The sequence below is a fragment of the Rhizobium sp. N621 genome (genome assembly GCF_001664325.1).
GTDB lineage: Bacteria > Pseudomonadota > Alphaproteobacteria > Rhizobiales > Rhizobiaceae > Rhizobium > Rhizobium esperanzae.
Genome location: NZ_CP013499.1, coordinates 715247 through 735252, shown reverse-complemented (window position 1 = coordinate 735252; position 20006 = coordinate 715247). Strand labels below are relative to the sequence as shown.

At 60.4% G+C, this 20006-nt stretch carries 18 protein-coding genes and 2 pseudogenes; 13 read left to right on the top strand and 7 right to left on the bottom strand.

Features of this window, described 5'->3' with window-relative positions:
• Positions 1 to 23: 23 nt before the first annotated feature.
• The 3 genes from AMK00_RS30415 to AMK00_RS30405 form a co-directional block, all read right to left on the bottom strand.
• A complete protein-coding gene (locus AMK00_RS30415; protein ID WP_064807917.1) occupies positions 24 to 866 on the bottom strand; it encodes a carbohydrate ABC transporter permease in 843 nt (280 codons plus the stop codon).
• Positions 863 to 1792 carry a carbohydrate ABC transporter permease gene (locus AMK00_RS30410; RefSeq protein WP_064813139.1) on the bottom strand — a complete coding sequence of 310 codons (930 nt, stop codon included), beginning with the start codon at positions 1790 to 1792 and terminating at the stop codon, positions 863 to 865. The genes AMK00_RS30415 and AMK00_RS30410 overlap by 4 nt, the downstream gene beginning before the upstream one ends.
• A 260-nt stretch (positions 1793 to 2052) precedes the next feature.
• Entirely contained in the window at positions 2053 to 3351 is a 1299-nt protein-coding gene (locus AMK00_RS30405; protein WP_064813137.1) for an extracellular solute-binding protein, read from the bottom strand.
• A 339-nt stretch (positions 3352 to 3690) separates the two neighbouring features.
• Between AMK00_RS30405 and AMK00_RS30400 the strand changes: the two genes are divergently transcribed.
• On the top strand, positions 3691 to 4737 hold the full coding sequence (locus AMK00_RS30400; protein ID WP_064813255.1) for a Gfo/Idh/MocA family protein: 1047 nt from the start codon (positions 3691 to 3693) through the stop codon (positions 4735 to 4737).
• Between the two features lie 29 nt (positions 4738 to 4766).
• Here AMK00_RS30400 and AMK00_RS30395 read toward each other — a convergent pair whose 3' ends face one another.
• Both AMK00_RS30395 and AMK00_RS33405 read right to left on the bottom strand, forming a co-directional pair.
• A complete protein-coding gene (locus AMK00_RS30395) occupies positions 4767 to 5906 on the bottom strand; it encodes an ROK family transcriptional regulator (RefSeq protein ID WP_064813135.1) in 1140 nt (379 codons plus the stop codon).
• A 146-nt stretch (positions 5907 to 6052) separates the two neighbouring features.
• Positions 6053 to 6241: a hypothetical protein gene (locus AMK00_RS33405; protein ID WP_082240411.1), complete on the bottom strand. Its 189-nt coding sequence runs from the start codon at positions 6239 to 6241 to the stop codon at positions 6053 to 6055.
• Between the two features lie 488 nt (positions 6242 to 6729).
• Between AMK00_RS33405 and AMK00_RS30385 the strand changes: the two genes are divergently transcribed.
• Together AMK00_RS30385 and AMK00_RS30380 are read left to right on the top strand one after the other, a co-directional pair.
• A complete protein-coding gene (locus AMK00_RS30385; protein ID WP_064813131.1) occupies positions 6730 to 7413 on the top strand; it encodes a peroxiredoxin-like family protein in 684 nt (227 codons plus the stop codon).
• Between the two features lie 358 nt (positions 7414 to 7771).
• Positions 7772 to 8970: pseudogene (locus AMK00_RS30380) on the top strand (IS256 family transposase).
• 153 nt (positions 8971 to 9123) lie between these two features.
• Here the strand turns inward: AMK00_RS30380 and AMK00_RS32360 are convergent.
• Positions 9124 to 9321 (bottom strand): hypothetical protein, encoded by a 198-nt coding sequence (locus tag AMK00_RS32360; protein ID WP_123876270.1) that lies wholly within the window; start codon positions 9319 to 9321, stop codon positions 9124 to 9126.
• Between the two features lie 268 nt (positions 9322 to 9589).
• Between AMK00_RS32360 and AMK00_RS30375 the strand changes: the two genes are divergently transcribed.
• Together AMK00_RS30375 and AMK00_RS30370 are read left to right on the top strand one after the other, a co-directional pair.
• Entirely contained in the window at positions 9590 to 11743 is a 2154-nt protein-coding gene (locus AMK00_RS30375) for a ParB/RepB/Spo0J family partition protein (protein WP_064813129.1), read from the top strand.
• Positions 11744 to 11856: 113 nt separating this feature from the next.
• Entirely contained in the window at positions 11857 to 13047 is a 1191-nt protein-coding gene (locus tag AMK00_RS30370) for a hypothetical protein (RefSeq protein WP_064813127.1), read from the top strand.
• Between the two features lie 406 nt (positions 13048 to 13453).
• Here AMK00_RS30370 and AMK00_RS30365 read toward each other — a convergent pair whose 3' ends face one another.
• Positions 13454 to 13825, bottom strand: coding sequence for a hypothetical protein (locus AMK00_RS30365; protein ID WP_064813253.1), 372 nt, complete (start codon positions 13823 to 13825; stop codon positions 13454 to 13456).
• Positions 13826 to 13926: 101 nt separating this feature from the next.
• Here AMK00_RS30365 and AMK00_RS31765 point away from each other — a divergent pair, with 101 nt between their 5' ends.
• From AMK00_RS31765 to AMK00_RS30330, 8 genes and pseudogenes are all read left to right on the top strand, one after another.
• Positions 13927 to 14457, top strand: coding sequence for a hypothetical protein (locus tag AMK00_RS31765; protein ID WP_082240410.1), 531 nt, complete (start codon positions 13927 to 13929; stop codon positions 14455 to 14457).
• Positions 14458 to 14459: 2 nt separating this feature from the next.
• A pseudogene (locus AMK00_RS30360) lies at positions 14460 to 15126 on the top strand (lytic transglycosylase domain-containing protein).
• Positions 15123 to 15422: a TrbC/VirB2 family protein gene (locus AMK00_RS30355; protein WP_064813123.1), complete on the top strand. Its 300-nt coding sequence runs from the start codon at positions 15123 to 15125 to the stop codon at positions 15420 to 15422. Before AMK00_RS30360 ends, AMK00_RS30355 begins: the two are co-directional and overlap by 4 nt.
• A 5-nt stretch (positions 15423 to 15427) precedes the next feature.
• Positions 15428 to 15766 carry a type IV secretion system protein VirB3 gene (locus AMK00_RS30350; protein ID WP_064813121.1) on the top strand — a complete coding sequence of 113 codons (339 nt, stop codon included), beginning with the start codon at positions 15428 to 15430 and terminating at the stop codon, positions 15764 to 15766.
• Positions 15759 to 18125 carry a VirB4 family type IV secretion/conjugal transfer ATPase gene (locus AMK00_RS30345; protein WP_097585286.1) on the top strand — a complete coding sequence of 789 codons (2367 nt, stop codon included), beginning with the start codon at positions 15759 to 15761 and terminating at the stop codon, positions 18123 to 18125. Before AMK00_RS30350 ends, AMK00_RS30345 begins: the two co-directional genes overlap by 8 nt.
• The gene (gene virB5, locus AMK00_RS30340; RefSeq protein ID WP_064813117.1) at positions 18125 to 18823 is read left to right on the top strand and encodes a P-type DNA transfer protein VirB5; all 699 of its coding nucleotides are present in this window, start codon (positions 18125 to 18127) and stop codon (positions 18821 to 18823) included. The genes AMK00_RS30345 and virB5 overlap by 1 nt, the downstream gene beginning before the upstream one ends.
• Positions 18820 to 19053 (top strand): EexN family lipoprotein, encoded by a 234-nt coding sequence (locus tag AMK00_RS30335; protein ID WP_064813115.1) that lies wholly within the window; start codon positions 18820 to 18822, stop codon positions 19051 to 19053. The genes virB5 and AMK00_RS30335 overlap by 4 nt, the downstream gene beginning before the upstream one ends.
• 2 nt (positions 19054 to 19055) lie before the next feature.
• Positions 19056 to 19988 (top strand): type IV secretion system protein, encoded by a 933-nt coding sequence (locus AMK00_RS30330; RefSeq protein WP_064813113.1) that lies wholly within the window; start codon positions 19056 to 19058, stop codon positions 19986 to 19988.
• Positions 19989 to 20006 lie beyond the last annotated feature (18 nt).

The following is a 20006-nucleotide window of genomic DNA, read 5'->3' as shown; positions in this document are numbered from 1 at the left end:
CGTGAAGTGTGAAGCAGATCTCTTCATCCCTTCACCGCGCCGCTGGTCATCGCACCGAGAATCAGCCGCTGGAGCGACAGGAAGGCCACGATCGCCGGAACGACCGCAATCAGGCAGGCGGCGGCAAGCAGCTGGATGGACGAGTCGGTCTGCATGCCCCGGAAGTTAAAGATTCCGACGCCGATCGGCATCAGGTCATTTTTGGTGAGCAGCAGGAAAGGCACCAGGAATTGCGACCAGCCGGCAATGACGGTGATGATGAAGACAGAGGCGATGCCCGGCGCCGACAGGGGCAGGATGATGCGCCAGAAGACCGAGAAGCGGTTGCAGCCGTCGATCATGGCGGCCTCGTCGAGGCTGCGCGGAATGCCGTCGACGGTGCTCTTCAACAGCCAGGTCGCCAAGGGAACGCCGAGCGCGATATAGACCATGACGACGGCGAAATGCGTATCCAGCAGTCCCAGGCGATTCATATAGCGATAGAGCGGCACCATGATGACGAGCGGCGAAATCATCTGGAAAAGCAGCAGCCCCATCATCGACAGGCCCTTGCCGCGAAACTGGAAGCGGGAGAACGCGTAAGCGGCGGGCAAGGCAACGATCAGCACGCCGAGCCCGCTCAGCGCCGCAAGCTTCAGGCCGTTCCAGAGATAGATCGGAAAATAGCTGTTGTTGAGAACGGTGATGAAATTCTGGATGGTGGGATTGTCGGGAATGTAGCGCGCCGCGCCGCGATAGACCTCGCGCTTGTCACGCAGCGCCATCGAAAGGAGATAGGTGAGGGGGCCGGCGAAGAAGACGAACATCACCAGCATGAAGAAATAGCTCATCGCGTCGCCGAGCCGGGTTCCGGTGCGTCCGCTCATTGCTCTTCCTCCTTCGGTAGGAACGAGGCGTAGACGAAGGCGAGGCCGAGGCTGATGATCAGCATCAGCACGGAGAGCACGCTGCCGCCGGAGAGATCGTAGTTTCGGAAGACGATATTGAAAACGTAGAGCGAGATCACCTCGGTCGCGCGCCCGGGTCCGCCGCCCGTCAGTGTGATGATCGCATCGAAGGTGTTGACCGTCTGGATGGTGATCAGGATCATGTTGACGAGGATGGCGGCGCGCAGCTGCGGCAACGTGACGAAGAAGAACTGCTGCGATGCGTTGGCGCCGTCGACCTCGGCTGCCTCGTAGAGCGAGGGATCAATCGATTTCAGCGCCGCATACATGACGACCATCGAAAAGGCGGTGCCGCGCCAGATGTTCGAGATCAGCGTCGACCACGGCGCCATCGCCGGGTCCGAGAGCCAGGCGACGGTCGGCATGTGCATCAGCCTGAGAATACTGTTCAGCGCGCCGTAAGGCGCTTCGGAAAACAGCATTTGCCAGATGATGCCGCCGGCAATGCCCGGCACGACCCAGGCGACCAGCGCCGTGGTCCTCAGGATCGTGGTGCCGAACAACCCGCGCTTTTCGCCGCGGATGACGGTGACCGCGACCGCAAGGCCCAGGATCTGCTGGCCGATGACGCTGCCGCCGACGAAGATCAGCGTCGCCCAGAGAATGTCGGGCAGCTGCGGCGAGCTCAGCGCATTGGCGATCGAGCCAAACGTATATTGCTGGTTTTCGCCGATCAGCGTCGCATTGGTGAAGGAAAGTCGAAAAACATCGATGACGGGATAAAGGTAGAATATGCCGATGACGATGATCACGGGCATGATCCAGGGCAGGGGCGCACCGGCGAACCGGCGCATGAACGTTCTGCTTTGAGGCGGGCTGTCAGCCTCCATGGCAATAGGGCTCATTGGCTTCTCTGTCCGGGTTTGGCACTGTCGACGGCGCCTGCTGACAGGCGCCGTCATGCTCAGATGCTGCCCCTCACCCTAACCCTCTCCCCGTAAAAACGGGGAGAGGGGACGTGCCCTGCGAGGCGCTGGTGAGGGACGGAGAGATCGCGGCCTGTCCCTTCGCCCCGCAAGCGGGAGTCCGAAGGACGGGTCGAGACGAGTGGCTCGACCCCGGCGGCAGCCAGGGGCAGGCCGCAATTCCTAACTCAGCCGTGGCATCACAGGCGCTTGTAAGCCTCCATCGCCGCGCTGTATGCGGCATCCAGGGCTTCTTCCGGTTTCTTCGTTCCCGAGAGCACGTCGCCCATCATGATCTGGATCTGGTTGGAGATCTCGGGATAGATCGGCACGCCAGGGCGCGCCTGGCCGTTGACGAGCGCATTGGCGAAGGTCTTGTTGGCTTCCGTCGAGAAGACCTCGTATTTGTCGAAGAGCGACTTGCGGGTCGGCAGCTGCTGCTGCAGCGCGTTTGCCGGGCCCATGTAGACCTCGCGCGCCAGATTGGCGCACATTTCGATCTTCTCCTTGTCCTTGCTGAAGGAAGCAATCGTCCAGCCGCCAGTGCCGGTCGAGCGTTCCTTGGCCGTGGGGCCAGGGATCGGCGAGAAGGTCCAGTTTTTGAAATCGTCCTCGTCGAGCGTCGACTTCAGCTGAGCATATTGCCAGTTGCCGCCAATGAAGAGCGCTGTCGTGCCCGCAGCGGCGGCCGCGTTCATATCGTCATAATTGGCGATGGTAGTGACGCGCTTGGGGGCCGCGCCGGAATCGACGAGATCCTTGAAGTAGTTCAGCGCCTTCAGGAATTTCTCCTTGTTCTCGCCTTCGCCGAAGATGGGTTTGCCAGAATCGTCGACGAGCTTGCCGCCGAGCGCCCAATAGTTGGCGAGCCAGTCGAAGGTCGTGCCTTCCCAGCGCCCGCCGTTGAAGAGCACGCCTTCCATGCCTTCCTTGGTGGAGGCCAGCGCCGCCTTCTTCAGGTCGTCCCAGGTCTCAGGCGCATCGGCAACAATCGACTTGTTGCGGTAGAGCACGCGAAGGTCCGTATCCCACCACCAGGCGCGCACCGTCTGGTCCTTGTCGGTGATGCCGGCGCGGATGAAGGGGAAAAGGTCGGCGACTTCTTCCTTGGAGAAGTAGGGCGTAAAATCCGCCAGCACGTGATTGACCATGAACTGTGACAGCACGAAGGAGTCGACGGCGGCGCAGTCCGGCGCATTGCCGGCCTTGGCCTGCTCCAGCATCTTGGCCTGCTCGGTGCCGATGTCGGAGGACATGAATTGCATCTGCAATTTCCAGTCCGGATGCTTCTTGATGAAATCGACGAACAGCTTCTGGTAGCCCTCGGCGATGGCGGGATCGGAGTTGTTCGGGCTGTCGTTCGTCAGGCGGACGACGAGGGTCTTCGGCGCATCGGCGGTGCCGATCCGGTCTTTGGTGGCAAGTTCCTGGGCAAAAATCGCGAATGCTGAAAATAAGACAGTGCTCAGCGCCAATGCGCTGACGGTTGCGCTCTTCATGATGGGTCTCCTCCCCATTTGAACGAATACAGCCTGGCGGTCGGTTGACCTCTCCTCATTTCCGTGCTGCATTAATTAGATTAAGTTACTTTGATTTGATGTCAAGCCAGAGCGTGGGAGGATGAAATGCTGGCGACATTCAACAGCAGCTAGCGCGCGCTCCGGTTTTCGGAAGGGATGTGCGCCAAATTAACTTCTCGAGCGCGCGTTACGGACGCGCGGCGCACCCAAACCGCAATTTCCCCAAATAAGAGCCTTGATCGATCGCGGACGGCCGCGATGATGTTGGTTTTTGCCCGGCCGCAGCGGCAGCCGGAAACCGAATTCATGGAGGAGAAGATGCGTTTACTTATTCTCGGCACCGGCGGCATGGCCAATCAGCACGCCGCACACTTCAAGGCGATCGAAGGCGTCAGCGTCGTCGGCGGCGTCGATGTCGTCCCGGAGCGGCTTGCGGCCTTCTGCACCGAACACGGGATAGCCAACCGTTTCACCACGCTCGAGGAGGCGCTCGCCTGGGGCGAATTTGATGCGGTGGCGAACGTTACCCCTGACCGGATCCACCACCCGACGACGCTCCAGGCGATCGCTGCCGGCAAACATGTCTTCTGCGAAAAGCCGCTCGCCACCGACGCCGTCAAGGCCATGGAAATGACCGAGGCGATCGAGCGGGCCGGCAAGGTCGGCATGGTCAATCTCACCTATCGCAATTCGCCGGCGCTGCAGAAGGGCCGGCAGATGGTGCTCGCCGGCGAGATCGGCGCGGTGCGCCATGTCGAGGCGTCGCATCTGCAAAGCTGGCTTGTCGGCCGCCACTGGGGCGATTGGAAGAGCGAAAGCAAATGGCTCTGGCGGCTGAGCAAAAAGCACGGCTCGAACGGCGCGCTCGGCGACATCGGCATCCACATCGTCGATTTCGCCTCTTATGGCTCCGGCCTCGACATTGCCCATGTCTTCGCGCGGCTGAAGACCTTCGACAAGGCGCCTGATCACCGGATCGGCGAATATGATCTCGACGCCAATGACAGCTTCACGATGAATGTCGATTTCACCAATGGCGCGATCGGCACGATTCAGGCGACGCGGACGGCCGCCGGCCAGATGGATCAGCTGCGCCTCAGGGTCTATGGCGAAACCGGCTCGCTCGAGATGATCTACGATACCGGCAAATCGAGCTTGCGCGCCTGCCTGGGCGAAGACGTGCACACGGCGACATGGCGTGAAGTGCCGTTCGATCCTGTGGAGACGAATTACCAGCGTTTCGTCCAGGCGGTGCGGGCGGGCAAGACGCAGGAACCCTCTTTCCGGCGCGCCGCCAACATCCAGAAGGTGCTCGATAAGGCGCTCGCCTCCGATCTCAGCCACGCAGACGAGGCGCTGACTTGACCCGGCCAAATCGCGCCGCGCCTTTGGCCTCAAGCTGAGGCCGGCGGCAGCAGCAGCGTGTTGAGGAAGGGCAGGAGGGCCGCACCCAGCGCCACGCCGCCGCCACTGAAGCTTGCCGGTCGCATCGGCGAAATCCAGGGCGTCAGCAGCGGCCTGGTCGAGGTGTCGCGCCGCTCGACGGAAAGCTGATGGATCAGCGCTTCGATCACGCCCTGCGGCAGGTCGCCGCCGATCATGACGATGCTCGGGGCGATGAAGCCGGCCATGGCGATGATCGGATCGAGCAGATGGCCGGCGGCCTCGCCTATCCACTGCGACAGCGACGGCGAGGAGAACTCCTCGCCCTTGAGCAGGCGCGCGAAGTCCTCGTCGCCGATGCGCGAGCGCAGGGAACCGAAACCGACAACCGTGTTGAGTTGGACATTGTCAGGCCCGGTCAGCATTTCGCCGATGCTGCCCGCCCGCCCGTGCACGCCGGAATAGGGTATGCCTCGGATGAGGAAACCCGCCTGAACGTCATCGTCGATGATGATCATCGCAAGCCCCCCTTCAGGCATGGCGCTGCCGATCGTGCGCTCGGCAAGCAGGCTCGCTGTGCATTCGTTTTCGACACAGGGCCGTGCGATCGTCGACATGGCGGAAAGCTGTTCGCTCCACGCGTCGCTCCAATCGTTGGCGGCGATCCCGAGCCCGACGATCGGCAATGTCGCATGCCGATCGACCATGTCCCTGACTGCCGCATGGACCGCGCCGAGCCCGTCTTCCGGCTCCACGTCGAAATAGACCCGGTCATGCACCTGGCCGCTGAGATCGATCAGCACGATCTCGCCGCGCGTCCGGCGAAGCTTGACGCCGATCGAAAACGCGCCCTCCGGCCGCAGCGCAAATTCCGTCGCCGTCGCCCCACCGCCGAGCCCGTTGCGACGGTTCGACGTCACGAGCTTCTCGTCGGCGAGCCGCCGCAAGATATTGGTGATGCCCGGCCCGGTTAGCCCGCTGTGGCGTCCAAGCTCGGTGCGCGTCAGCGGCCCGTGCCGGCGGATGGCTTCCAGGGTGACGCGGATATTCCGATCCGCAATTTCACCCGACCTCAGGCCCACCGTTTTGGCGCGCGCGGCGCCCATCTCCTGAGTGTGAAGCCGACGCGGCCCTGATCGAAGATACCGCATGACGGTCTTTCCTAGAGCAACATTTCGGCTGTGTAACACACGTTATCGGCGTTCGTAACGATTTTCCAATAGTCGTTGTAACGAAGAGCTCCGGCTTTCGAGAACCGCAACGGGGACGCCGATCATCCTCGCTGCGTCTTCTATCGCTAATAGCTGCAAGGACGATCGTTGCCGAATCCGTCGCGACAAGCCGGCCTGAGTGCGAAGTCAGCGCTGGAGTATCCAATCGAACCGGTCTGCGCCTGGTCGGTAGAGCTCGTCGTGCAGGACGACGCCGACGTGGCAATGGCGATGAGCATTGCCATCGCTGCGGGCAATTTCCGAATCCGGAGCATCTCTCACCCCCCCTTCACTCGCTTACAGCCAGCGCCTTCAGTGTGATTGCCAAGCACATAGGTCGATGCTGCGACGGGGAAACCGTCGCCTGCGATCAAGATCGCGTTATTCCTTGCGGCCGACGGTCGCCCACTTAGACGGGAGGGAAGGGAATTTTCCGACGAGCTCCGAGGTTGGAGAGAGCGCCGGCCGGCCCTCACGGAGAAACGACATGGCGCGGGCCGTTGAGAAAATCACGCTCAGTGTTGGAAGTGATATCGCTTTCGACAAACTTATCATGGACGATCCAAAATCTCTCGGAGGACATAGGTGCGCCGCTGATTGCTGACCAGCCTGAATGTTCGCCCGCAGATGCTTTTTCCATGCTATGATGGGCCTGCAAAGCTCAAGGTCGACGTCTGCAATATGCAGGGAGTTTGCGCCCAGCACGGGCTCGACCCCGAAGCGCTGGTGTGCTGCTTTTTGACTGATCGGGAGGAGGTTGTTCATGTCCACGAATAGTGTCGACCGCCCGCTGCAGCCGGGCGACCGTGCACCGAATGTTGTACTCGATGCGATCTCGCGCGAAGGCAAGATCGCGCTCGATGATTTTCGAGGCCGTAGCCCGTTACTGATCGGTTTATTTCGAGGCCTACACTGTCCGTTCTGCCGGCGTCATGTCTCGGCGATGGCGCAACTCAACCTTGCCCTGAAGGAGAAAGGCATCGAATGTCTCGCCGTCGTCAAGACGCCTGTCGAACGGGCGCGGCTCTACTTCCGTTACCATCCACTACCCAATCTGATTAGCGCATCCGACCCGGACGGGGCTTCGCATCGCGCCTTCGGTTTACCCATCATCGAGCTCACGGAGAATGAAACCGAATGGCCGAACAAGCTCGGAATGGACGCGGTCATGACAATGCGGATCGATTTGCCTGGGGAGTTGCCCGTGCCGATGAACCCGGCTGCGGCGGGCGACTTTCTTGAGAAAAAGGACCCGTATGAAATGACGGCGGCCGACCAGCAGATTATGATCGCCGGTCACATGCCGCTTATCGGCGAGTTCCTGCTGGATCGGGAAGGCACTGTGCGCTGGAGTTTCACAGAAGCCGAAGAGGGAGGCCAAAATCTATGCCGGGCGCCGAGTCCCGAAGAATTGATGTCAGCAGCTTCCCAAGTCGCACTTCAATAAGCTGCTGAAAAACTCGTTCGACGACCACCGTCCTTCGCTCGCTTAGGAAGCTCGCACAGAGGGAATTTTTCTATGACAGGCTCGTTGGCTCTGATCCTTTCAACTGCGCCGGTCGTCGAAATGAAGGGGCCCAAGTTCCCATCAAGGCGTGACAGTCACATTGCCAAAATTAAGATTTGGGGTCGAGTTCATCGTTCATTGGGTCGTGTCCCTACAGGTGGTGTAGCTCGGCGGTAGCGAAGCCGCTCGCGAGCGCGCCCTCCACAGCGCCGTAGAGAGCGGGCGGCGAAGCGGTGGTCATCGATGTTCTTCGGTAGGGTCGGGTTGCTGACACCAACCTGATTCGAAGGAACCACCGATGACCGACGACATGATGAACCTGCGTGCGCTCGTGGAGAAGTCCCCCGACGCCGATCTTTTGCGCGAGATGATCGGTTTTGCCACCGAGCGGCTGATGGAGCTGGAGGTGGGCGCCGCCACCGGTGCCGGCTATGGCGAGAAGAACCCGCTGCGGACGGTCCAGCGCAACGGCTACCGCGAGCGGGGTTGGGAGACGCGCGCCGGAACCGTCGAGCTGCGCATTCCGAAGCTCAGGAAAGGCTCTTACTTTCCGGGCTTCCTGGAGCCGCGGCGAATGGCCGAGAAGGCGCTGATGGCGGTCATCCAGGAAGCCTATGTGCAGGGAATCTCGACCCGCTCGGTCGACGATCTGGTCAAGGCGATGGGCATGAGCGGCATCTCCAAGAGCCAGGTGAGCCGCCTGTGCGAGGAGATCGACGGCAAGGTCAAGGCCTTCCTCGATCGGCCGATCGAGGGCGACTGGCCGTATCTGTGGATCGATGCCACTTACCTGAGGTCCGCCGCGGCGGCCGCATCGTCTCCGTCGCCGTCATCATCGCCGCCGGTGTCAACACCGACGGTCGCCGCGAGGTGCTGGGCATGGAGGTCGGCACCTCCGAGGCCGAGCCGGTCTGGACCGAGTTCCTACGCAAGCTAACTCGCCGTGGCCTCAGAGGCGTCAAGCTGGTCGTCTCCGACGCCCACGAAGGCCTGAAGGCCGCCGTCACCAAGGTGCTCAACGCAACCTGGCGGCGCTGCCGGGTCCACTTCATGCGCAACGTTCTCGCCCACGCCGGCAAGAGCGGTCGGCGTGTCGTCTCTGCCTTCATCGCCACCGCCTTCGCCCAGGAGACGCCGGAAGCCGCAAGCGCCCAATGGCGCGCCGTCGCCGACCAGATCCGGCCGAAGGTCCCCAAGCTCGCCGCCATTATGGATGATGCCGAAGAAGACGTTCTCGCCTACATGACCTTCCCGAAGGAGCACCGCGCCAAACTGCACGGCACCAATCCGATCGAGCGCCTCACCGGCGAAATCAAGCGCAGGACCGAGGTCGTCGGCATCTTCCCCAATGATGACGCCATCGTCCGCCTCGTCGGCGCGAACCTGCTCGAGCAGAACGACGAATGGGCTGTCCAACGCGCCCGATACATGACGCTGGAAACCATCAGCCAAATGAGCGATGATCCGCTCATCAGCCTGCCAGCCGTGGCGCGCTGATCATCCCGGCCCATGCCGGAGAACGCGGTGACACCTACACCACTCCCTGGGACATGATCTGGGGTGCTGACATCATTCCTTGAAACAGACCGTCGAATCGCCGTCTCGACCGATGACATCAGGTTATGCGGCACATTCCTTTCTTCGCGCTAGTTAAAAGAGAATTCGTGTGACGCGGAACGACCATCGGGCATTGTCGCCAGCGGCGGAGTTGCTGAGAGATTGGATGCGCGAAGTTGCTGCCGAAGAAAGCCTGGCCGGCTTGGCTGCCGGAATCGGCGTTCCGCGAAGGTGATTGCCAGGGTTTTGATCCCACGCCTTTTCCAGCTGTTTTAAAGATTCTGCCAACATGCTCCCGCACCTGATCAGTTGAGCTGATACGATTAAGTTCAAAAAAGTGAGTTGTGGACTTGAGGAGGCAATACGATCCAAGTCCGATTCAAGCCGCAGCAATTTGAACTGTTCGATAAAAGGCCCGGTTGCCTGCCGGACCGGCATTGTGATTGATGGCGGCCTGTTCAAAGGTTGAGCGAGGGGAAGAGGGAGAGGAGGGAAGGGGATTTTCCGACGGGCTTGGAGGCTGGAGAGAGCTCCGGCCGGTCCGTCACGGAGAAACGACATGGCACAGGCCATTGAGAAGATCACGCTCAGCGTTGGACGTGACATCCCTTTTAATAAACTCATCTTGAGCGAACAGAACGTGCGTCGAGTAAAGGCGGGCGTCTCGATCGAAGATCTCGCAGAGGACATAGCGCGCCGTGGATTGCTGACCAGCCTGAATGTTCGGCCTCAAGTCGATGATGGCGGCAACGAGACCGGCTTTTATCGTATCCCCGCTGGCGGCCGGCGTTACCGTGCGCTTGAACTGCTTGTCTCGCGCAAACGGCTCGCAAGGACCGTGGGCATTCCCTGCATCGTCAGCAGCGGCAAAACCCCGGAAGCTGAAGATTCTCTTGCCGAAAATGTCCAGCGCGTCGATCTTCATCCGCTCGACCAATACCGCGCATTCCAGGCCTTGCGCGAGCAGGGGATCGGCGAAGAGGAAATCGCCGCCCGTTTCTTTGTTTCGGCGGCGACCGTCCGTCAACGGCTGCGTTTGGCATCGGTCTCGCCGCGGCTGCTCGAGCTCTACGCCAATGAGGACATGAAACTCGAACAGATCATGGCCTTTTCCATCACCGACGACCATGTCCGGCAGGAGCAGGTCTGGGACGCGATCTCGCGCCAGCAGCTTCGCGAACCTTACTATATTCGCAGGCTTCTGACGGAAACGACGATCCGCGCGAGCGATCGCCGGTCCGTCTATGTCGGGATCGATGCCTATGAAGCCGCAGGCGGTGTCGTCATGCGCGACCTGTTCGAGCAGGACAACGGCGGATGGCTTCAGGATCCGGCCCTGCTCGAGCAAGTGGCGCTGGAGAAACTGACGGCAGACGCCGAGGCGCTCAAAGCTGCAGAAGGCTGGAAGTGGGTCGAAGCTGCCTTCGACTTTCCTTACGGTCATACGGCGGGGCTGCGTCGTTTCTATGGCCATCAGGTCGAAATGAGCGAGGAAGAGACTGCTCGGTACGGCGCGCTCAAGGCTGAATACGACGAGCTCGATGCAGCCTATGCCAGGGCCGAGGAGCCTTGCGACGAGACCGAACATCGGCTGGAGGAACTCGGGAGCGAACTCGATCGGTTCAACGATCGGCCACACATCTTCGATCCTCAGGACGTCGCTCGTGGCGGCGTGTTCGTCTCACTCGATGCCGGCGGCGAACTGAGGATCGAGCGCGGCTTTATCCGACCCGAGGACAAAGCGCCGCCGGAGACGGTGGAAGCCGAAGCGGTGATATCCAGGAGCGACGTCGCCCACGACATGACCGGATCATTGCCGACTGGCGGGGTAGCGATCGGCAGCCGGTATGTGAATGACCAGGCAGATGAGGAAGACGATGTGATTCGCCCCTTGTCCGACCGCTTGGTTGTCGATCTGACGGCGACCCGCTCGGTGGCGCTGCGCAATGCGCTCGCCAACAACCCTGCTGTGGCCTTCATTGCCGTGCTGCACGCGTTTGTCCTGAAAACCTTCTACCCATATAGCTCCGACACGTGCCTGGAACTGACGCTGCAAAGTGCGGGGTTCGGCCAAAGCGAAGGGTTGGCCGACACGGTCTGGGCCAAGGAGATCGATCAGCGGCAGGAGGCATGGGGTCAGGACCTTCCGAAGGCGCCCGACGAACTGTGGGACTTCCTAATCGTCCTCGATGAGGTCAGCCGGCTGTCATTGTTTGCTCACTGCGCATCTCTTTCGCTGAACGCCGTGGTCGAACCATGGAATAAGCGCACCCGGGCGGTCGCTCATGCCGATCAGATCGCTCGTTCGATCGGTTTCGACATGGTCGCCGCCGGTTGGGCGCCGACAGTCGACGCCTATCTTGGACGAGTTACCAAAGCGCATATCCTGCAGGCCGTGCGGGAGGCGAAGGGCGAGCAGTCGGCTCACCGGATCGAGCATCTGAAGAGGGCCGATATGGCACGTGAAGCCGAGCGCCTGCTCAAGGGCAGCGGCTGGCTTCCCGAGCCGCTTAGGATGGCGATTGGAGAGGCATCGGCTGATATGTCCGAAACAGCGGTCGGTAATGTCGCCGACAACACCTGCGATCTGGTCGAAGCTGAGGTTTCCGATCTTGCGGCTTTTCTCACTGACGAAGTGAACGTCGACGAAGCGACAGCGGAGCCGGACGACGCCGTTCAGGAGGAGCAGAAGCATCTCAATGCTGCCGAATAGGCTTTAACCCGACCAGTCAAGATCCGGCCGGTACACCGGGTCTTCAATACGATCCACTTGCGGTCCGGCTCCGACAGGAGGCCGGACCGCTTTCGTTCCAAGGAGCAAATGTCATGGAAACCATCACTTCTGCCTCGCAACCAGTGTCCTCCGGCTTCAAGGTCGACATCTCGCGCGGCGAGCGCAATGGCCGCGTCTCGTCCGAATGGTTCTCTCGACCTGATGATGAGCGCTATCTTTCCCTTGGTGAACTTTACGGTGCGGTCAGGTCCCGTGCTGAGCGCGCCCACGCCCGAACGGTGGAAAGTTCGTCGATCCGCCTCCAGGCCAGTCGCGACAACTCCGAGCGGCTCGAGCTGATTTTACCCGGCAACCGGCGGCCGGTTGCGCCGACGCATTGGAGCTATGGCCAGCTTTCCAGCCTGGTCGGCGCGCCCGCCACCTATATGCGCCAGCTTCCCGCGCCGCTTGCCGCCATCAATCTGCAGCATGGCCTGCTTAACAACCGCGCCGAGCTCGTCAAGACGCTTGAAATGGACGACGGCCGCGTCGAGCTGCGGGCGGTGACCGGCCCCGACTACGGCAGGATCTGGGACCACGAGCTCGTTTCCGCCGTGATGAAAATCGCGGGCAATGGAACCGGCGACACGATCTGGAAAGTGCCTGGGCTTCTCGACTGGGCAAGCATGACCCACAAACCGTTCGTCGACATCTCCAAGGATACGACCACGCTCTATGCCTCAGACCGCGACGTGTTCGTATTTCTCGTTGACGATACCCATCCGATCGAGGCCGGTCGACTTCCCAATGGGGAGCCTGATTTGTATTTCCGTGGCTTTTATGCCTGGAACAGCGAAGTTGGATCGAAGTCGCTTGGCATCGCTTCGTTCTACCTGCGTGCCGTGTGTGCCAATCGCAATATTTGGGGCAGCGAGAACTTCGAGGAGATCACGATCCGGCACTCGAAGTTCGCGGCCGGTCGCTTCGCCCACGAGGCAGCCCCGGCGCTGACGAGCTTCGCCAATTCCTCACCCGCAGCTTTCGTTGCCGGCATCAAGGCGGCCCGCGAACGCATTGTTGCGCGAGACGATGAGGATCGACAAACGTTCTTGCGGCGCCGCGGCTTCTCGAAATCGGAGACCGGTAAGATCATTGAGACGGTTCTCTCCGAAGAAGGACATCCACCGGAATCAATCTTCGACTTCGTCCAGGGGATCACCGGGGTGGCACGTGACAAGACCCATCAGGACGCCCGTCTCGAGCTGGAAGGTAAGGCCAGGAAGCTACTCGAAAGCGCGACTTGATCGCGCATGTCACCAAACGATGCCATCGATTGGTCTGAACCCGGTCGATGGCATTGTAATTTCCAAGAAGAGTCTCATCCTCGCCGCGTTCGGCGCGACGTTGAAGAGCGCATGCGAAAAGCATTTTAGGAGGATGGAACGCACGGGCGGGGGCAGTCGGTTCCGCCTCCCTGCCGGCCGCTTTGCTGAGGCTCCCGCGGCTGCCCTTGTTCCGCCCTTAGCGTGGCGAGAATTCCCGAAATCCCGCCGTCGGCGGCGCGATGCTGATTTCTCCGATACTCTTCATTGTCTCTTTGGAACCCGCCTATCCGGCGGGTTGCCCCACGGGCCCCTAATTCTTGACGGCAGCTCTACGATCAGACCGACACATGATTCGCCGTTCCACCTTATTAAAGTCGAAAACCAGTCAGTTTAATCCGCCATCCTGGCCGGCGCGGAACGAGCTCAGCTTGTTTAATAGAGCTCCCGAGATTTCGAATTGCCGTGCCGTTCCCCGCCCCATGGAGTTCTTCACCATCGTCTCCGTCAGCATTCCTCGCTTTACCAGAAGGTCGACAGTCTCCTTCACGCCAGTTCGCGTCAACTCGGTAATTTCGATGATGTTGGAAAGGGTTAGCTTCTGGTGAGCTTGGCTCATCGTGTAGAGGATCGTCATCATGCCGACCTGCTTCAGTCGCGCCTGCGGCGTCTCGTCCTCCAGCGGATGATCCAGGATCTCGTGGAGAATGAGTCCCGAGAAGGCAAGATTGTGCCACTGCTTTTTAAGTGCGCTTGTCATGTCATTTAACTGTGTTATATAAGACAGTATGAAGGTGGGCAGGCAGCTGTGCAAGCCTTCCCGAATGCGATGGAGCATCGTCGTTTTGAAGGGGCCTAATCATGAAAAGCCTTCTGTTGAATACATTGCTTGCGATCTGCTGCATGACCTCATCCTATCTTATTTCCGGCAGTAAAGCGCAAGCTGAAGATTGGGGATGCCTGGTTATCCTGTGTCTTTCAAATCCCGGCGGGCCCACCCAGTATGACGAATGCCGGCCGCCGATCCAGAAACTGTGGCGGGAGCTTGCCAGGGGGCATTCGTTTCCGACCTGCAGCGGCGTCGGTTTTCACAGCTCGCGGCCTGGTTATGAACCCTACTATTGTGATGCCGGATACAGGCTGAGGGGAGGAGACGGGTCGCGCGGGGGGCAAGTGATCTGCGCGCCGACATCGCCGCAGCCGGTGAGCAATGCCCTCTGCTCGAATGACGATGGCACCCATAATAATTCGGTGTTGTCGCCACGTTGGGAGCGTCAGGATGGGCGCCGTCAATGCGTAGGCTATCCGATCATGCGCCCGAATGTTCGATCGCAGCCTCACTATATTGATGTCACTATCGATGGCGCCGCCACGCAGCGGGTCTGGTACTGACCATGGCCGATGCGTTTGTCGATATCGCGCAAGCCTGCGCGCCGATGGTCAAGATCGAAACGCTGGCAGCCGTCGTCAGTCTTGAGAGTGGCTTTCAGCCTCTTGCCATTCGGGTCAACAGCGGTCCGCCACTTGCCGCCCAACCCCATTCGAAGGCCGAGGCGATCGAGGTGGCCACGTCTCTGATGGCTGATCGCAAGGATATTCAGATCGGCCTTGGTGGCCTCGGGATCGAGGCGCTTCAGAAACTCGATCTCTCCGTTGCCGATGCCTTCGATCCCTGCCTGAACCTCAAGGCCACAGCGACGCTTCTCGACGGATACTACCGAGTCGCTTTGCGCGCGGGGGACGATCCTGCTCTGGCTGTCAAGGTGATGCTTCAATCCTATTACGGGCGCGATGATCCATCCGTCGGCGCAATGGTCAAATATGACGAGCAGGTGCGCCAGGAAATAAAGCGGCTATCGCCAATGTCGCTCACTCTTGCGAAGCCCGGGGACCAGGTTGTGTCTGGGGAGCGCTCGCAAGATGAAGTGGGGCAAGCGCCTCCGGGACAATCCTTCAAAGCCTCCCAGACTGCTGGAACCGCATCCTGGGATGTTTTCAACTCCCGACGGCAATCCTCGGTTCTCGTTTTCCAAAAATGATCGATTGGAGCAAAGTGAATGATCTTCAAAGCCCGCGTTCGCCCCCTTGCCGCATCCACCCTCATGGCGACCATCCTCATCGCCTGCATGGTCGAGCCGGCCTTTGCCCAGGCCGCCGGTATCGAAACCGTTCTGCAGAACATCGTCGACATGCTGACCGGCAATATCGCCCGTCTCCTGGCGGTCATTGCCGTCATCATCATCTGCATCGCCTGGATGTTCGGCTATATGGATCTGCGCCGGGCCGGCTTCTGGATCATCGGTATCGGTGGAATTTTTGGCGCGACCGAACTGGTCAACACAATCGTCGGGAGCTGAGCGCGATGGCGAACCTTCCAAGCCTCGATGACGACACGCTGTTTCTCGCCTGCACCCGCCCGGCAATGATCGCCGGCGTGACCATGGAAGCAATGGGCGTCAACATCATGCTGACCACCATCCTCTATATCACCGCGGGATCGATCGCCTATGCGCTCACCGGCGTGGTGTTTCATTTCCTGTTTCGCGCCCTCGTCAAACACGACCATAACAAGTTTCGAATCCTCCTCGCATGGATTGAGACCCGTGGTCGCTCGCGCAATGCCGCCTACTGGGGCGGCGCCACGCTCTCGCCTTTGAAGCTCATCAGGCGCTACGATGAAAGGAATCTCAGCCTTGCCTAAAATCGCGACGCTCCGGTCCCGAGAACTCGGGCCGGAGACTTTCATCCCCTATGTCAGGCATGTCGACGAGACGACCATCGCGCTCGATTCCAGAGCGCTGATGGCCATGATCGCGCTCGAAGGTGTCTCCTTCGAGACCGCCGACGTGCGCGACCTCAACGGCCTACACCGCAACCTGAACACGCTCTATCGCAATATCGCCGACGAGCGGCTGGCGCTCTGGACGCACGTCGTTCGCCGCCGTGACAATGCCTATCCCGAGGGGTGGTTCGCCAACCCGTTCTCCGATGCCCTCAACGCGAGATATCGTGAGCGGATGGTGCGCGAAGACCTGTTTCGCAACGACCTCTACCTGGCCCTCGTCTGGCATCCGGGCCGGGCTCCCGCTGAAAAAGCGGTAAGCCTTCTCTCCCGGCTGCGCAAGGCGCGGCGGTCCGGTATCGAAGTCGAAGAGCAGGCCCTGAAGCATTTGCGCGATCGGGCCGCGGACGTCATCGCGGGCCTGCAGCGTTTCGGGCCGCGCCTGCTGACCCTTTACGAACAGGACGGCATATTGTTCTCGGCGCCGAGCGAAGTTCTTCACCAGATTATTGGTGCACGGCGAGAACCGGTTCCGCTGACGGAGGGAAGGATTTCCTCGGCGATCTACTCCGACCGGGTTATCTTCGGGCGCGAGACCGTCGAGATCCGCCACGAAGCTGAAAGCCGCTATGCCGGCATGTTCGGCTTCAAGGAATATCCGGCGACCACACGCAGCGGCATGCTCGATAGTATTCTGACGGCACCCTTCGAATTTATCCTGACCCAGTCTTTCGCTTTCGCCTCCAAAGCCGATGCCCGCGCGATCATGAGCCGCAAGCAGAACCAGATGGTGAGTGCCGGCGACAAGGCTGCATCGCAGATCGAAGAGCTCGATGAGGCGATGGACGCGCTGGAATCCAATCGTTTCGTTCTGGGAGAGCATCATCTTGCGTTGTCGGTCTTTGCCCCCTCGGTCAAGGAACTCACCGACCACATGGCGAAGGCGCGCGCCTATCTCACCAGTGGCGGTGCGGTCGTCGCCCGCGAGGACCTCGGACTCGAGGCTGCCTGGTGGGCACAATTGCCAGGTAATTTCCGCTTCCGGGCGCGCTCGGGGGCGATCACGTCGCGGAACTTTGCAGCATTTGCCCCTTATCATTCTTATCCGGTCGGCCAGAAAGACGGCAATGAATGGGGACCGGCGGTCGCCATGCTCAAGACCGCTTCGGGGTCACCCTTCTATTTCAATTTCCACCACAGCGACCTTGGCAACACCATCGTCTGCGGCCCGTCAGGTGCTGGCAAGACCGTACTGTTGAACTTCATGCTGTCCCAGCTCGAAAAGCATGATCCGCATATGGTCTTCTTCGACAAGGACCGCGGCGCCGATCTCTTCGTGCGGGCGGCCGGCGGCACCTATCTGCCGCTGAGGAACGGTGTCACCACCGGCTGCGCACCGCTGAAGGCGCGGGAGCTCACTCCAGAATACAAGCTATTCCTCACCGGCTGGATCGCCAAACTTGTCGGACCTGCATCCGGCGACCTATCGACCACCGAGTTGCGCGACATCGCTTCGGCGGTCGACGGGGTGGCGGACCTGCCGGTGGAGCGCCGCTCCATCGGCGCTCTGCGCACCTTTCTCAACAACACCGATCCCGAGGGCATCGCCTCGCGCCTGAGAAGATGGGAGAGGGGAGGGCCGCTCGGCTGGGTCTTCGACGGCGAGACCGACAACATCGGCATCGGCGCCAAGTTCATCGGATACGACATGACCGATTTCCTCGACAACGAGGAAATCCGCACTCCCTTGATGGCCTATCTGTTCTATCGCATCGAGCAGCTGATCGACGGGCGCCGCATCATCATCGTCATCGACGAATTCTGGAAGGCTCTGCAGGACGAAGGTTTTCGCGATCTCGCGCAAAACAAGCTCAAGACCATCCGCAAACAGAACGGTCTCATGCTGTTTGCGACCCAGAGCCCGCGCGACGCGATCGTGTCTCCGATTGCCCATACGATCATCGAACAATGCCCGACGCAGATCTTCTTGCCGAACCCGCGTGGCGACCGTGTCGACTACGTCGACGGTTTCAAACTGACGGAGCGCGAATTCGAGCTCGTCTCACGCGAGCTCTCCGTCGAAAGCCGGCGGTTCATCATCAAGCAAGGACACAACAGTGTCGTCGCCGAACTGAACCTCAATGGTTTCGACGATGAGCTCGCCATCCTCTCCGGCCGAACCGCCAACGTGGAACTCGCCGATGCGATCCGATCGAAGGTCGGGGACAAGTGGGAGGATTGGCTTTCCGTATTCCACGAACGAAGGAGGGCGGGCTGATGCGGGCGAATGGAATACGGGCAAGCCTTGCGCTTCTGCTGATACTTCACTCGGCGATGCTCGCAAAGGCCCAAGGTATCCCGGTGATCGATACGTCGGCGATCGCCAAGCAGATCGAGAGCATTGCCCAGCTGAAGTCGCAACTCGATACGCTCAATCAGCAGCTTCAGCAGGCCCAGCAGCTCTATCGGTCGCTTAACAAGGTCACCAATATGGCTGATGTCGCGAACCTGCTGAACGATCCTTCGATCCGCAAGGCACTGCCCCAGGATTTCAGCGCGATCGAGGGACTGTTCAAGGGTTCTGCGACCGGGGTTTTTGGCAGCACGGCATCAAAATTCCTTGAGGACAATTCCACCTATCGCACCGATGCCGAGGATTTTTATGCGCAGGAGTTGTCGCGCATCCAGAACCAGAATGCGGGGCAGATGAGCCTTGGACAGCAGATCTATGATACCGCCACCAAGCGTATCGATGGCATCGATCAGCTTCGTCAGCAGATTTCAAGTGCGGCCGACGCCAAGGATATCGCCGACCTGCAGGCTCGCCTCCAGGCCGAAACCGCTTTTCTGCAAACCGACGTTCTGCGCATGCAAGGTCTGCAGATGGTCCAGCAGGCCCAGGTTCAGATCGATGAACAGCGCAAAGCCGAAGACTGGCGCAAACGCATGGACACGATGGGAGCGGCACTCAAATGAAATGGTTTCTTCCTGTCGTCGCCATGCTTCTCCTGTCGGCCTGCTCCCTACAGGCGGACAAGATCTATACCGTTGATGAGTTCATGGCCGACGATGCGCTGCTCGTGAAAATTATCGGCGAATGCCGCAACAATCCCGGGGAACTCCGCGATACGCCCAACTGCCTCAACGCCGAGGCTGCGGACGGCAAGCTGCGGCTGGAGCGCATGGGCAAATCGTTGGGAGGCTGACGATGTATCAGGTGTTCAGCTTCGTCGACGGACAGTTCAAGACACCTCTGGAAAACTTCATTTCCTCGGGCACCTCGAATATCGCCAGTTGGGTCAGCGGCCCGCTGACGGCGGCACTCACGCTCTATGTCGTGCTCTACGGCTACCTGGTTCTGCGCGGATCCGTCCAGGAGCCGATCCTGGAATTCGCCTTCCGCGCGATGAAGCTTGCCATCATCGTCATGCTGGTGAGGAATGCCGGCGACTATCAGACTTACGTCACCAACATCTTCTTCGAAACACTGCCCCGGGAGATCTCGCAGGCGCTGAACTCGGGTACGGCGCCGAGCGCTTCGACTTTCGACGGCCTGCTCGATAAGGGTCAAAACTGCGCCTACGAGATATGGCGCCGGGCCTCCTGGCCGATCGATATCGTCACGGGGATCGGCGGCATGATGGTCATCGGCGCGAGCTTCGTCGTGGCGGCTATCGGGTACATCGTTTCGCTTTATGCCCGGCTGGCGCTCGCTATCGTACTGGCGATCGGCCCCATCTTCATCATGCTCGCTATGTTCCAGTCGACTCGCCGGTTTACCGAAGCATGGATCGGCCAGCTGGTAAACTTCGTCATCCTGCAAGTCTTGGTCGTCGCGATCGGCTCGCTGCTGATTACCTGCATCGACACGACGTTTACGGCGATCGAAAGCTATAGCGATGTCATGATGCGTCCGATTGCGCTCTGCGCCATCTGCCTTGCCGCTCTCTACGTTTTCTACCAGTTGCCGGGCATCGCTTCAGCACTTGCTGCCGGCGGCGCGTCGCTCACTTACGGCTATGGCGCGGCGCGCGATGCGCATGAGAGCACGCTCGCCTGGGCCGCTTCCCGTTCAGCCGCGACGGTCGGCCGCGGGGCGCGCTCGGTCGGTCGCCGCCTGGCGCCAGGCCGGATCGATTGAAGGCTTCACCATCAAGAC

Bases quoted from the DNA above. Each gene is read 5' to 3' on its own strand.
- AMK00_RS30410 (WP_064813139.1), bottom strand. From the start codon at position 1,792: ATGAGCCCTATTGCCATGGAGGCTGACAGCCCGCCTCAAAGCAGAACG.
- AMK00_RS30395 (WP_064813135.1), bottom strand. From the start codon at position 5,906: ATGCGGTATCTTCGATCAGGGCCGCGTCGGCTTCACACTCAGGAGATG.
- AMK00_RS30405 (WP_064813137.1), bottom strand. From the start codon at position 3,351: ATGAAGAGCGCAACCGTCAGCGCATTGGCGCTGAGCACTGTCTTATTT.
- AMK00_RS32360 (WP_123876270.1), bottom strand. From the start codon at position 9,321: ATGTTGGCAGAATCTTTAAAACAGCTGGAAAAGGCGTGGGATCAAAAC.
- AMK00_RS30365 (WP_064813253.1), bottom strand. From the start codon at position 13,825: ATGACAAGCGCACTTAAAAAGCAGTGGCACAATCTTGCCTTCTCGGGA.
- AMK00_RS33405 (WP_082240411.1), bottom strand. From the start codon at position 6,241: ATGCTCCGGATTCGGAAATTGCCCGCAGCGATGGCAATGCTCATCGCC.
- AMK00_RS30385 (WP_064813131.1), top strand. From the start codon at position 6,730: ATGTCCACGAATAGTGTCGACCGCCCGCTGCAGCCGGGCGACCGTGCA.
- AMK00_RS30375 (WP_064813129.1), top strand. From the start codon at position 9,590: ATGGCACAGGCCATTGAGAAGATCACGCTCAGCGTTGGACGTGACATC.
- AMK00_RS30330 (WP_064813113.1), top strand. From the start codon at position 19,056: ATGTATCAGGTGTTCAGCTTCGTCGACGGACAGTTCAAGACACCTCTG.
- AMK00_RS30400 (WP_064813255.1), top strand. From the start codon at position 3,691: ATGCGTTTACTTATTCTCGGCACCGGCGGCATGGCCAATCAGCACGCC.
- AMK00_RS30415 (WP_064807917.1), bottom strand. From the start codon at position 866: ATGAGCGGACGCACCGGAACCCGGCTCGGCGACGCGATGAGCTATTTC.
- AMK00_RS31765 (WP_082240410.1), top strand. From the start codon at position 13,927: ATGAAAAGCCTTCTGTTGAATACATTGCTTGCGATCTGCTGCATGACC.
- AMK00_RS30355 (WP_064813123.1), top strand. From the start codon at position 15,123: ATGATCTTCAAAGCCCGCGTTCGCCCCCTTGCCGCATCCACCCTCATG.
- AMK00_RS30350 (WP_064813121.1), top strand. From the start codon at position 15,428: ATGGCGAACCTTCCAAGCCTCGATGACGACACGCTGTTTCTCGCCTGC.
- AMK00_RS30335 (WP_064813115.1), top strand. From the start codon at position 18,820: ATGAAATGGTTTCTTCCTGTCGTCGCCATGCTTCTCCTGTCGGCCTGC.
- virB5 (WP_064813117.1), top strand. From the start codon at position 18,125: ATGCGGGCGAATGGAATACGGGCAAGCCTTGCGCTTCTGCTGATACTT.
- AMK00_RS30370 (WP_064813127.1), top strand. From the start codon at position 11,857: ATGGAAACCATCACTTCTGCCTCGCAACCAGTGTCCTCCGGCTTCAAG.